Genomic DNA, 12,978 nt, shown 5'->3' with positions numbered 1-12,978 from the left:
CGCTTGATAACTTGCTTGAGAGCCCAGGGAGCGAAACGGCGGCCCTGGCGACTGGCCGCGTCACGCTCCCCGATTCTCAAGCCCGGCGAAGGGCCTTCAAACGAAGCAAAACTGCATAGCTCAGCGCGCGGCGCGTGAAATGCATTGCACGCCGCGCAGGAATCAGTCCTCTCGCAACTGCGCAAGCGACGCGCGTTGCTTGCCGTCCGCGGCGAAGTTATCGTCCGCCAGCCAGCGCTCGAAACCACGGCGCACGCGCGGCCAGTCACGGTCGATGATCGCGTACCACGCGGTATCGCGATTGCGTCCGCGATAAACAATCGCTTGCCTGAAAATGCCTTCGAATTCGAAGCCGAGCCGCAGCGCGGTCTTGCGCGAGGGCGCGTTCAGGCTGTCGCACTTCCATTCATAGCGGCGGTAGCCGAGGTCATCGAATGCGTAACGCATCAGCAGAAACTGCGCTTCGGTCGAGATGCGCGTCTGTTTCAACAGCGGAGAAAACGTCACGCTGCCCACTTCGATGACGCCATGCACCGGCTCGATGCGCATCAGCGCAAGTGTGCCGACCGCCTTGCCGTTGGAAAGATCGATGACGCTGTAGTGCAGCGGATCGGTGGATGCCGCGGCCTTCGTCAGATAGTCGCGAAAGGCGTCGGCATCCGTGAAGGGGCCTGCAAACAGATAGGTCCAGTCGCGTCCGTCCGCCGCGCGGCCATAGGCGTCGAAGAGATCGGCGCCGTGACGGTCCACGTCGAGCGGCTCAAGGCGACAATGCTTCCCTTCGATAACGATGCGGGCCGGCCGCTCGCGCGGCGTCCAGTCATTCACCGCATCGCCGATCGGCTGCTGATGTTCGTTGGTTCTCGTCATACGTCGGGCGCTCCTGGCCGTGAAAGGGTCTCGGTACGCTAAGGTACCGCAAACCTTGCCATGGACCTAGCGCCCGCCGGATTCAGGCAGCGCCCGACCAGCCGCCGAAATGCGCGATCCCCTCGAGCGGCAGACGTGCACGCGGCGCGGCTTCGCGCTCGGCAAGTTGGGCGGGAAGCGCCTGGGCGTCACCATGATGCGCGACCGAGATCATGCTGAGCGGCACATAGCGCTCGGGAATATCGAAGGCTTGTTGAAAGGCCGGGGCGTCGAAGCCGCTCATCGGGTGCGCCGCGAGCCGTAGCGCATGAGCTTGCAGCAACAGCGCCATGGCGGCGGCGCCGGCGTCGTAGCTCGCAGTCGCGTTGACAGTGCCCTTCGAAGTCAGCGTATCCGCCAGCACGGCGATCAACACCTGAGCCGGCGCATTCCACGTCTGATTGAACGGAATGAGCGTGGTGAAGGCGCGCGCAAAGGCGTTCGGATCCACCGCCTTCTCGAACACGACGAAGCGCCAGGGCTGCGCATTGAACGCCGAGGGCGCCCAGCGCGCGGCTTCGAGGAGCGCGAGAACCTGATCGTGTGCGACGGCCTTGTCAGAATAGGCGCGCGGACTCCAGCGTTCGGCGAGCAGCGAATGGATGGGAAGGTCGGTTTGTGCGGGTCGATCCGTCATGGTGTATGCGTAAGCGAGTTGAGATGAAAAAGCTTAAGCGCCTCGCCTGGAAATCCCTTGGCCCCAAGCAAAGCGTCTCAAGTAGATAAAAAGCGGAATGAAACGTTCGATGCATAACCTTAGCGAAAATCATGCGTTCCTGTGCGAGTAACCACTGGTTATCATGAATGATCCGCGGGACTGTCATGCGCTGCGTGGCGGACCGCCCGTTCATCTGGAGCATCGATCTTGACTCGACAACACTCATCGCGCCGCCCGTTCGTGGTTGGAATCGGCGGCACGACACGGCCTGCTTCGTCCACGGAGCGCGCGCTCGCCCTGTCATTGAAGGGCGCACAGGAAGCTGGCGCACGCGTGCAACTGTTCGGCGGCGCATTCCTGCATGGCCTGCCGCACTACGCGCCAGAAACACGGCAGCTCACGGACGAGCAGCATGAATTGATCGAGGCTGTCCGCAGCGCCGACGCCCTCGTCATCGCCACGCCCGGCTATCACGGCGGCGTCTCGGGGCTGGTCAAGAACGCACTCGACACGCTCGAGGAATTGCGCAGCGATGAACGTCCGTATCTCGACGGCCGCGCCGTCGGCTGCATTGTCACGGCATACGGATGGCAGGCCGCGGGCACGGTGCTGACCTCCTTGCGTTCCATCGTTCATGCGCTGCGTGGCTGGCCCACGCCTTTCGGTGCAACCGTCAACACGCTGGAGACGCGCTTCGAGACGGTGGATACGTGCTCGGACCCGAAGGTGCTCGAACAGTTGCGCACCGTGGGCCGCCAGGCAGCGAACTTCGCGCTGGCCTTCGGCGCGCATGACGGCGACGCGTATCACGCGGTGGAGCGTGAAGTGAGCATCGTGCAAGGTTGACCCGGTCCAGTCGAGACAGCGTCCTGTCTCGACTCATCATCACGTCCGGCGCAATACCCGCGACAGCACCGCTTCCTCCAGTTCCGCAAACCGTTCGGCCGTGCGACTGCGCGGCCGCGGCAGCGCCACCTCCGTATCCAGCGTGATGTGCCCTTCCTCGATCAGCACGATCCGGTTTCCCAGCGACACCGCCTCCTGCACGTCGTGCGTCACCAGCAAGGCGGTGAAGCGATGTTCACGCCACAGTTTTTCGATCAGCGCTTGCATCTCGATGCGCGTCAACGCGTCGAGCGCGCCGAGCGGCTCGTCGAGCAACAGCAGGTCCGGCCGATGCATCAGCGCTCGCGCAAGCGCCACCCGTTGTTTCTGTCCGCCGGAGAGATGCGAGGGCCAGTCGCGTTCGCGACCACTCAAACCTACTTCGGCGAGCGTCGCGCGTGCGTCCTCGCGAGCGCCGCGCGGCAGGCCGAGCATCACGTTGTCAAGCACGCTTTTCCACGGCAATAGCCGCGCGTCCTGAAACATGATGCGGATGCCGAGGGTGTCGCCGGGCGTCGCGGCATGACGTTGCACGACGCCAGTCGAGCTGTCCTCCAGCCCCGCGATCAGACGCAGCAAGGTGGACTTGCCGCAACCGCTGCGCCCGACGATCGACACAAAGCTCCCTCGCTCGATCGACAGGTCCAGATCGTGCAGCACACGCCGTTCGCCGAAGTGCTTGCCTCCGCCGCGCTGGGCGCCCGCATTGTCGCGCCCGACCGGCAGCCGTGAACCCGGCGACGTGCGCGGCGCCGGTTGCACGGGCGGGTCCGCTTGCCGACTGGCGGCCGATTTCACTGAACTCATGATCGCGCCTCGTTCTGCCAGGACGGATGCCAGCGCAGCGTCGCGCGCTCGATGAGGCGAGCGGCCGTGTCAGCCAGCTTGCCGAGCAGCGCATACAGCAGAATGCCGACCAGCACGACATCGGTTTGCAGGAACTCACGCGCATTCATCGTCATGTAGCCGATGCCCGATTGCGCCGAGATGGTCTCCGCGACGATCAGCATGACCCACATCAGCCCCAGCGCGAAGCGCACGCCGACGAGAATCGAAGGCAATGCGCCCGGCAGGACAACATGCCAGTACAGTGCCCATCCGGAGAGCCCATAACTCTTCGCCATTTCGATCAGATCACGATCCACCGAGCGGATACCGTGATACGTATTGACGTAGATTGGAAAGAACACGCCCAGCGCAACGAGCACGAGCTTGGCTTCCTCGCCGATGCCAAACCACAGGATCAAGAGCGGAATCAACGCGAGCGCGGGAATGTTGCGGATCATCTGCACGGTTGAGTCGAGCGCGATTTCCGCGGGTCTGCTGAGACCGGTTGCCAGCCCGAGCACGAAGCCCGCCGAACCGCCCATCGCAAAACCGGCGAGCGCCCGCCATGCGCTGACCTTGACGTTGGCCCACAGTTCGCCGGACAGGATCAGGGTCCATGCCGCCTTCACGACCGCAAGCGGTTCGGGCAACACGCGGACCGACAGCCCGCCGCTGCGTGCCGCGCTTTCCCAGGCAATCAGGATCAGCACGGGCACGGCCCATGGCAACAGATGACGGGTGATGTTTTTTTCGATTTTCATCGCCCGTTCAGCCCTGCGCCGCACGCGGCAGCTCCGAGGTGCCGATCACTTCGCCGAAGGGCCCCGACAACGGACCCGTGGACTTGGCCTTCTGGCCGCGCGGCAGCAGCGGGAACACGAGTTCGGCGAAGCGATACGACTCCTCGAGATGCGGATAACCTGACAGAATAAAAGTGTCGATGCCGAGTTCCGAATATTGCTTCATCAATCCGGCCACTTGTTCCGGATTTCCGACGAGCGCCGTGCCCGCGCCGCCGCGCACCAGGCCGACGCCGGCCCAGAGATGCGGATACACCTCGAGCGCGTCGCGATTGCCGCCGTGCAGCGCGGCCATGCGCCGCTGGCCTTCCGAATCCATCTTCGCGAACGAAGCCTGTGCACGGCGGATGGTTTCGTCGTCGAGCTTGCTGATCAGGCGATCCGCGTCTGCCCGCGCTTCCTGCTCCGTCTCGCGGACGATCACATGCAGCCGGATGCCGAACTTGATGTCGCGGCCGGCTGCGGCAGCGCGGCGGCGAATGTCGTTGATTTTTTTCTCGACTTCCGCAGGCGGCTCGCCCCATGTCAGATAGGTATCGACATGCTTTGCGGCGATCTCGTGCGCGGCCGGCGAGGACCCGCCGAACCACAACGGCGGATGCGCCTTCTGCACCGGCGGATACAGCACCTTGCCGCCCTGCGAGCGCAGATGCTTGCCGTCGAAGTCGAAGCTGCCGTTCTCGTGCGCGCTTTCCAGCAGGCCGCGCCAGATGCTCAGGAATTCATCGGTGAGTTCGTAGCGCGTATCGTGGTCGTAGAAGACGCCGTCGCCCGCGAGCTCCGACGGGTCGCCGCCCGTGACCACGTTGATCAGCAGGCGGCCGTTGGACAGCCGGTCGAACGTGGCGGCCATGCGCGCCGACAGACCCGGCGAACTCAGGCCCGGACGAATCGCGACGAGAAACTTGAGACGCCTCGTCGCCGGAATCAAACTCGACGCCACCACCCATGCATCCTCACAGGAGCGTCCGGTGGGCAGCAGCACGCCTTCGTAGCCGAGCGTGTCGGCGGCCGTTGCAATCTGCCGGAAATAGTCGTAGTCCGCTGCACGTGCGCCTTGCGTGGTGCCGAGATAGCGGCTGTCGCCGTGTGTAGGAATAAACCAGAAAACATTCATTGCGATAAACCTTGCGTAAGCGTCTCGTTTTTTATTCGGTGCAAGCGCGTCAGGCGACGTTCCAGCGCGCCGCGCTCACATCGAGCTGTTTCGGAATAAGCCTGAGATTCGTGAACACGTCCGCGATCCGCTGCTGATACGCAAGCGTGGCGCTTGTGACCGGCTGCACGCCGTATGCCGTCCGCCCGAGCGCGGTTTTCAGAATGTCCGCGTCGAGACCCACGAGCGGCGACAGTTGCGCCGCTACCGTGGGCACGTTGTCGCGCGCCCAGCGATCGACCTGATCGAGTTCATCGAGCACCGCATGCACGAGCGGCGCTTGCGTGCTCGCGATCTTGCGTGTCGCGAGGTAATACTGCACGTTGCTGACGAGGTTCGTACCATCGACGAGCTGCCGCGCATGCGCCTGTTTCTCGACGGCGGCCAGATAAGGATCCCAGATGACCCATGCGTCGATGCTTCCCTGCACGAAGGCCGCGCGTGCATCGGCGGGGGCGAGGTAGACGGGCTGGATATCGGCATAACCGAGGCCCGCCTTCTTCAGCGCCTCGACCAGCAGGTAGTGAACGTTCGACCCCTTGTTCAAAGCCACTTTCTTGCCGCGCAGGTCTGCGACCGAGCGAAGCGGCGATTGCTGCGGCACGACGATGGCCTCCGCCCTGGGAGCGGGCGGTTCATTGGCGATATAGACAAAGTCCACGCCCGCCGCCTGCGCGAAGATGGGCGGCGTCTCACCCACCGTGCCGATATCGACCGCGCCTGCATTGAGTCCTTCCAGCAATTGCGGCCCGGCTGGAAACTCGAGCCATTGCACGGTGACGCCCTGCGCCGCGAGACGCTTGTCGAGCGTGCCGCGCGCCTTCAAGACGACGAAGTTGCCGTATTTCTGATAGCCGATACGCAAGGTCTTCGATGCGTCAGCGGCAAGCGTGCCGCCGGCGCTAAAGGCCCCCGTCATACCCGCGCCCAGCGCGGCGAGCCTGACAAGCGCGCGGCGGCGCGACACATTTTCCGGAACGAACATGAGGATTCCTCTGGCGATGAACGGTGACATCGGTGATGCCGTCTGGGTTCATCGATCTTAGCAACGCGTCCAGCCATCGCTAAGCGAGCAATCGTCATAATCAATTCAGGAAAATGGCATCACTCCGGCGGATGATCGGCGGGCGACTGAAACACGTCCACCGTATAGCCCATGTTGAAGTAGCCCGCGCGCGCATACAGCGCAATGGTTTCCAGCCGCTCGGTGCGGCTCGGTGGATCATCATGCTGCGCCTTGCCGGACGGTGTTCCGCATGCGCAGTCCTGGCGCACACGCTGGAATGCGCGCATCCGGCTGCGATCGCGCCTCTCCCGCACGGAAGTCGAGAGAGTTTGCCAATAACGAGTCAGGATGTGCTGCATGGCTGCGCTCCCGCGTGGCGTCGATATCTCGAATCTAGACCGTTGCAAAAATTCCGGCAAACAAACTTTTCTGCAATGCATTCCAACGTCTCGATTTCGGCGCACGGATCGATTCAGGCCGCCTTCTCCGCCGCATGGCGCCCCTCCGGCACACGCAGCCCGAGATGACTGCGTAACGTCTTGCCCTCGTACGCGCGGCGGAAGATCCCGCGCTTCTGCAAAATCGGCACCACGCCTTCCGTGAATGCTTCCAGCCCGCCCGGCAACGCATCGGGCATCAGGTTGAAGCCATCGGCGGCGCCATGTTCGAACCAGTTGGCGATGTCGTCCGCGATCTGCTCCGGCGTGCCCACGATCACGCGATGCCCGCCGCCGCCCGCAAGCGCGCGCACCAGTTCGCGCACCGTATAGCCGTGCGTGCGCGCCTGGGCGAGCGTCGCGTTGAAAAAAGTGTGATTGCCGTTGCCGTTATTCGGCGGCGGAAGGTCGTCGGGCAAACGCTGGTCCAGCGACAGGCTATCGGCCGGCACACCAAGCGTGCCCGCCAGGCGGTGCAGGCTGTAGCGCCATGGAATCAGGTCGACGAGTTCGTCGCGCCTGCGCAGCGCCTCAGCTTCAGTTCCGCCGATGATCGTGGTCAGCCCCGCGAGCACCTTCACAGCGTCCGGTCCGCGCCCATGACGCGCCGCGCGCAGGTTCAGATCTTCGCGATACGCCCGCGATTCATCGAACGATTGCGAGGCCGAAAAGACCGCTTCCGCATGACGTGCCGCAAGTTCGCGGCCATCGCCGGACGCGCCCGCCTGCACCAGCACCGGATGACCTTGCGCGGAGCGCGGCAGGTTGAGCGCGCCTTGCACACCGAAGAAGCGTCCACGATGCGCCGCCGGATGCACGCGCGCAAGATCGACGAAGCGGCCACTGGCCTTGTCCGCGATCAGCGCGTGATCCTCCCAGCTATTCCACAGCGTCTTCACGAGCGTCGCGAACTCGTCGGCGCGTGCGTAACGCTGCGCATGATCGGGCACGGCGTCGAGACCGAAATTGCGCGCGGACGGCAAGTCCGCCGTCGTCACGATGTTCCAGCCCGCGCGTCCGCCGCTGATGAGATCGAGCGTCGCGAAACGGCGCGCGAGATTGTACGGCTCGTTATAACTCGTCGATGCGGTCGCGATGAGTCCCAGATGCTCGGTCGCCGCAGCCACGCTGGTCAGCAGCAGCGTTGGTTCGAGCGCGGTGATCGGCCGCATGTCGAGCTGGTCGGCGATGGCGGCGTTATCGGCGAGAAAGATCGCGTCGAGGCACGCGCGTTCCGCAAACTGCGCGAGCCGCACGTAGTGATTCACGTCGATGAACGCGGCGGGGTCGGCATCGGCGAGACGCCATGCCGACGGCACAAAACCGGAATGCAGCGCGTTGATGTTCAGGTGCAACTGGCGCGGAGCAGCGGCGCTCATGAATGAAACTCCAGAAAAATTCGGAACATCCGGTTCAGAAAACGCGGCCTTCGGTCAGATGCGTGGTCACGCCGTTCAGTTCGTAGTCGCCCAGCACCCGCGATTTATGCAACAGCGGGTTATGGCTGAAGATCGTGCGCAGATTGCGCCAGTGCCGGTCGAAGTTGTGCGCGCGCGAAGTCGCCGACGCCCCGCCCGCCTCGAACAGGCGTTCCGCAGCGTGCAGCGCGAGCTTGCTGACGACGATCTGCGTGCGAGCCGTCGCGAGCGAGCCTTCCAGCACGTGCGCTTCGGCATCGGCGGCGCCATTGCGGACGGCGCGAGCTGTTCGGTCCAGCACACGCGCGTTCTCGGCGATCAGCGCATCGATCGCGTGGCTGTGCGCCGATAGCTCGCCGACGACCTGCTGGATGAACCCATCCTCGCGCGCACTCGGCGCTGCGCTGTGCAGCACGGGACGCCCATGCTTCAACACGTAGCGCTTCGCGTCGGTGACGACATTGCGCACGATGCCCGCCGCGACCGACACCAGATGAAGTTGCCGCAACGCGCTTCCATGACGTCCGACGAGCGTCGATTGCACGCGCGGCGCGACTTCGTCCTCGTGCACGACAAGGTTGTCGAACTCCAGGCTGCCGCTCGCGGTCATGCGCTGCCCCATGCCGTCCCAATCGTCGATCACGCGCAGCCCCTCGCGCTGCACCGGCACGATCGCGCTGACCGAATCGCCGTGCTCGTCCTGCACGTTGAGCCGCGCGTAGTCCGAGAACGCCGTGCCTGTCGAGTAATATTTCCGGCCGCTCAGGCGATATTGATTACCTTCGCGACGCAGCTGCGTCGTGATCTCACCGGGACGCGAGGTGGCGGCTTCGGTCGACGCGCCGCCGAAAATCGCGCCCTCGGCCACGCGCCGGATCTGCACTTCGTTGAACGGTGTGCGCGGCGACAACAACAACGCTTCGGTCTGGTCGAAATGGATGCGCAGCGCATGCGCCACGTTGCTCTCGTGCGCGGCGAGCGTCGAGATCACATGGAAAACATCTTCGAGCGAGCCGCCAAGTCCGCCCCACTCCACCGGCAGGCGCAACTTGCCCAGGCCCGAGCGGCGAAACAGTGCGAAGGCCTCGAACGGCAGATCGCGGCGCACTTCCCGCGCAGCGGCGTCCGCGCCGATCGCTTCCGCGAGCGTGGGCAATGCGGCCAATGCGTCGTTCAGTGCGTTGCGGGCTTGAGAGTCTTGTGACATCGTTCTTTCCTGTTTTTTTGAATGGCGCGCGGCCGGCCGTCAGGCGGCCTGCGCGTCGAAGTGTCGGGCCGGCACGGCATCGAGCAGCATGCGCGTATAGGCATGCCGGGGCGCGCGCCAGATTTCACGGTGATGGCCGCTTTCGACGATGCGACCGCCATGCATCACATGTACGCGATCGGCGATATAGCGGACCACCGAAAGATCGTGCGAAATGAAGAGATACGCCAGTCCCAGATCGCGTTTCAGCTCCACCAGCAGATTGAGAATCTGCGCCTGGATCGAGACATCGAGCGCGGAAACCGGTTCGTCGCAGATCAGCAACGCGGGTTCGAGAATGAGCGCGCGCGCAATGCCAATGCGTTGCCGCTGGCCGCCCGAAAACTCGTGCGGATAACGCGCGAGCGCCGTACTCGGCAGACCCACGCGATCGAGCATCGCGGCGGCACGCACGCGGCGCGCACGGGCGTCGCCTACGCCGTTCACCGCCAGCACCGTCTCCAGGATCGCGCCCACCGTGCGGCGCGGATTCAGCGATGCATACGGGTCCTGGAACACCATCTGCACATGCCGCCGATGCGGGCGCAAAGCGCGTTCGCCGAGCGGCACGAGGTCCGTGCCGCGCAGCCGGATCGCGCCGTCCGAGACCGGCACGAGGCGCATGATCGCTTTCGAGAGCGTGGATTTCCCGCACCCCGACTCGCCGACCAGGCCCACAGTTTCGCCGCGTCCGATGTCGAACGACACGCCATCCACCGCGCGCGCCATGCCCTTGCCGTGGCGATGCGCATAGTCCACGGTCAGGCCGCTTATCGACAGCAAGGGTTCGCCTTCGCCCTGCTTTTCGGGCAGCGTGTTCACGCGCACCAGTGGTGTTACGTTGAAGGCCGCCTTGCCGTCGGGAGAAGCCGCGTGCCGGATCTCCGGCAGCTTCCATTCGCGATAGTGAACCTCGTTCGACAGATTCAGCGACGCGCCCAGCAACCCGCGCGTATAAGCATGCTGCGGCCGCGTGAATAGCTGTTCCACCGGCCCTTCCTCCACTTTCTCGCCGGCGAGCATCACGGCGACGCGGTCCGCGTGCTGCGCGACGACGCCGAGGTCATGCGTAATGAGCAATAGCGACATCGACAGTTCGCGGCGCAATTCGTCCAGCAATTCGAGGATGCGCGCCTGGATGGTGACGTCGAGCGCAGTGGTCGGTTCATCGGCGATCAGGAGACGCGGACGGCATGCCACCGCCATGGCGATCATCACGCGTTGCCGCTGCCCGCCCGACAGCTCGTGCGGATAATCCGCCACGCGCCGCTGCGGCTCGGGTACGTGCACGAGATCGAGCAACTCCACCGCGCGCCGTTGCGCCGCCTGCTGCGACAGCGATTCATGCTGGCGCAAGGTCTCGACAATCTGCGCGCCGACCGGCAGCACCGGATTCAGCGAGGTCATCGGCTCCTGGAAGATCATCGAGATGTCGCGCCCACGCAATGCGCGCATGTCGCGCGGCTTCAATGCAAGCATGTCGCGTCCGTCGAAACGCACGCTTCCCGTCACACGCCCGGATGCTGGCAACAGCCGCATCAGCGAGAGCGCGGTGGCCGACTTGCCGCAGCCCGATTCACCGACGAGCGCCAGCGTCTCCCCGGCGGCGATATCCAGATCAATGCCGCGCACCGCGCGATACGCGCCGAAATCCACGTGCAAACCGCGCACTTCAAGAAGTTGAGTCAAGCCTTTACCTCGTCAGGAAAGCGGCCGCATGCGCGGGTTGAGTGCGTCGTTGAGACCGTCGCCGAGCAGGTTCAGCGCAAGCACGGCCAGCACGATCGCCGCCCCGGGAATCGCGGTGAGATACCACGCGGTGCGCAGCGCATCGCGGCCCGCGCCGATCATGCCGCCCCACGTCACCACGTTCGGATCGCCCATGCCGAGGAACGACAGCGACGATTCGATCAGGATCGCGCTCGCCACCATCACCGACGCCGTGACGATCACCGGAGGCAATGCGTTAGGCAATATTTCCCCGAATATGATCCGCGTATGACTAAAGCCCTGACTGCGCGCGGCCAGTACGAAATCACTCTGTCGCAAGGTGCGGAACTCGGCGCGCACGATCCGCGCGACCGTCGGCCATGAGGCAATACCGATCGCCAACGCAATGACCGTGACACCCGGATTGCCGATCGCAACGATCACGATCACCAGCAGAAATGAAGGCACCGTCTGGAACAATTCGGTGACGCGGACGAGCACGTCATCGATCAGCCCGCCGAAGAAGCCGGCGAGCGCGCCCACTAGCGTGCCGATCACGAGTCCGATCGCCGCCGCCGATGCGCCGATCAGCAAGGACACGCGCGCACCATGCGCGACGCCCGCAGCAACGTCGCGGCCAAGCGAATCGGTCCCGAGGCGATACAGCGGATCAGCACCCGGCCATTCGAACGGCGCTGCGACCATGTCAAGTGGGTCGCCCGGGAAAAAGTGCGGCGCGCCAAGCGCGAGTGCGATGAAGGCGGCCAGCAGCGCGAGGCCCGCGAGCGCGGAGGGATTGCGCAGCAACGCATGCCATGCGCCACGCGAACCCGCCGAAGACGGAGCATGCTGCGCACGGCGCGAGCCGAATAACGCGCCCGCGAGCTGGCGTCGCCAGGCGGAATGGGTTGAATGAGTAGCCATGCGTGAGAGTGAGTGAGTCAAGCGATGCGTGGATCGAGCCACGCCTGAAGCAGATCGACGACGACGTTCGCGACGATCACCAGCAACGAGGACAGCAGCAGCACGCCGAGCAACACGCTGAAATCGCGCGCCATGACGGCATCGAGCGCGAGCCGGCCAAGGCCCGGCCAGCTGAATACCGTCTCCGTCACGGCCGCGCCGCCCAGCAGCGTGCCGAAGTGAATGCCGACCATCGTCGTGAGCGGCATGAGGGCGTTGCGCAACACATGGCGCACCGTCACGCGCAGAGGATGCAACCCCTTCGCATGCGCGGTGCGAACGAAGTCCTGACGCGTGACTTCGAGCATCGCGCTGCGGGTCAGCCGTGCATAGATCGCGACGAAGAAAGAGCCGAGCGTCGCGGCCGGCAGCAGCACGTGCCGGGCAAGATCGGCGAGGTGAGCGAAGCCATGCAGGTTCGCGCCCACTGTCACATCACCGCCGCTCGGCAGCCAGCCCAGATGCACCGAGAACAGCACGATGGCCAGCAGCCCGATCCAGAAGCCCGGTGTCGAATACAAGAGGAGCGCGAGCACCGAGAGCACACGGTCCGGCCATTTGCCCGCCCAATGCGCCATGACCGCGCCCAGTACGATCCCCGCAATGATCGCCAGCGCGAGCGCCGTGCCCATCAGGATCAGCGTGCTGGGAAGGCGCGACAGAATCAACTGCATGACGGGCGCGTCATAGCGCGGCGAATAGCCAAGGCTGCCGTGCGCAAGATGCCCAAGGTATGCGCCGAGTTGATGCAGCAGCGGCTGGTCCAGGCCGAATTTCGCCCGCAGGGCTTGCACCGTTTCCAGCGTGGCGGAGCCGGACTCGCCTGCCAGCACGTCGGCGGCGTCGCCGGGCATCAGCTTCAGCAAGAAGAAGTTGGCGATCACGATTGCGAGCATCGGCGGCAGCGCCTGCCATGCCGTGCGTCTGGCTATCGCGGCGAAGCGGCTGCGGCGGTTCATTGC

General features: G+C 64.6%; 12 protein-coding genes and 1 pseudogene. 1 reads left to right on the top strand and 12 read right to left on the bottom strand.

Annotation, left to right across the window (positions count from 1 at the left end; all coding sequences use genetic code 11):
- Positions 1-171 precede the first annotated feature (171 nt).
- Positions 172-870, bottom strand: a pseudogene (locus tag QCE63_RS23025) (GNAT family N-acetyltransferase); the annotation flags it as partial.
- A gap of 82 nt (positions 871-952) precedes the next feature.
- Positions 953-1,546 carry a nitroreductase family protein gene (locus QCE63_RS23020; protein ID WP_309836249.1) on the bottom strand — a complete coding sequence of 198 codons (594 nt, stop codon included), beginning with the start codon at positions 1,544-1,546 and terminating at the stop codon, positions 953-955.
- 228 nt (positions 1,547-1,774) lie between these two features.
- Here QCE63_RS23020 and QCE63_RS23015 point away from each other — a divergent pair, with 228 nt between their 5' ends.
- Positions 1,775-2,413 carry an NAD(P)H-dependent oxidoreductase gene (locus QCE63_RS23015; RefSeq protein ID WP_309836248.1) on the top strand — a complete coding sequence of 213 codons (639 nt, stop codon included), beginning with the start codon at positions 1,775-1,777 and terminating at the stop codon, positions 2,411-2,413.
- A gap of 39 nt (positions 2,414-2,452) precedes the next feature.
- Here QCE63_RS23015 and QCE63_RS23010 read toward each other — a convergent pair whose 3' ends face one another.
- From QCE63_RS23010 to QCE63_RS22965, 10 genes are all read right to left on the bottom strand, one after another.
- A complete protein-coding gene (locus QCE63_RS23010) occupies positions 2,453-3,259 on the bottom strand; it encodes an ATP-binding cassette domain-containing protein (RefSeq protein WP_309836247.1) in 807 nt (268 codons plus the stop codon).
- Positions 3,256-4,041, bottom strand: coding sequence for an aliphatic sulfonate ABC transporter permease SsuC (gene ssuC, locus QCE63_RS23005; RefSeq protein WP_309836246.1), 786 nt, complete (start codon positions 4,039-4,041; stop codon positions 3,256-3,258). The genes QCE63_RS23010 and ssuC overlap by 4 nt, the downstream gene beginning before the upstream one ends.
- Positions 4,042-4,048: 7 nt before the next feature.
- Positions 4,049-5,197, bottom strand: a complete 1,149-nt coding sequence (ssuD, locus tag QCE63_RS23000) for an FMNH2-dependent alkanesulfonate monooxygenase (RefSeq protein ID WP_309836245.1) — start codon at positions 5,195-5,197, stop codon at positions 4,049-4,051.
- Between the two features lie 49 nt (positions 5,198-5,246).
- Positions 5,247-6,221, bottom strand: a complete 975-nt coding sequence (locus QCE63_RS22995; protein WP_309836244.1) for a sulfonate ABC transporter substrate-binding protein — start codon at positions 6,219-6,221, stop codon at positions 5,247-5,249.
- Between the two features lie 119 nt (positions 6,222-6,340).
- A complete protein-coding gene (locus tag QCE63_RS22990) occupies positions 6,341-6,601 on the bottom strand; it encodes a hypothetical protein (RefSeq protein ID WP_309836243.1) in 261 nt (86 codons plus the stop codon).
- A gap of 113 nt (positions 6,602-6,714) precedes the next feature.
- Positions 6,715-8,058: an LLM class flavin-dependent oxidoreductase gene (locus tag QCE63_RS22985; protein WP_309836241.1), complete on the bottom strand. Its 1,344-nt coding sequence runs from the start codon at positions 8,056-8,058 to the stop codon at positions 6,715-6,717.
- Positions 8,059-8,092: 34 nt separating this feature from the next.
- Entirely contained in the window at positions 8,093-9,304 is a 1,212-nt protein-coding gene (locus tag QCE63_RS22980) for an acyl-CoA dehydrogenase family protein (protein WP_309836239.1), read from the bottom strand.
- A gap of 39 nt (positions 9,305-9,343) precedes the next feature.
- Positions 9,344-11,032 (bottom strand): ABC transporter ATP-binding protein, encoded by a 1,689-nt coding sequence (locus QCE63_RS22975; RefSeq protein WP_309836237.1) that lies wholly within the window; start codon positions 11,030-11,032, stop codon positions 9,344-9,346.
- 12 nt (positions 11,033-11,044) lie between these two features.
- On the bottom strand, positions 11,045-11,977 hold the full coding sequence (locus QCE63_RS22970) for an ABC transporter permease (RefSeq protein ID WP_309836236.1): 933 nt from the start codon (positions 11,975-11,977) through the stop codon (positions 11,045-11,047).
- Between the two features lie 17 nt (positions 11,978-11,994).
- Positions 11,995-12,975 carry an ABC transporter permease gene (locus QCE63_RS22965; RefSeq protein WP_309836234.1) on the bottom strand — a complete coding sequence of 327 codons (981 nt, stop codon included), beginning with the start codon at positions 12,973-12,975 and terminating at the stop codon, positions 11,995-11,997.
- Positions 12,976-12,978 lie beyond the last annotated feature (3 nt).

The sequence above is a fragment of the Caballeronia sp. LZ065 genome (assembly GCF_031450975.1).
Lineage (GTDB): Bacteria > Pseudomonadota > Gammaproteobacteria > Burkholderiales > Burkholderiaceae > Caballeronia.
Note: the sequence above shows the minus strand (reverse complement) of the source record. Positions and strands in the feature narration are given on the sequence as shown.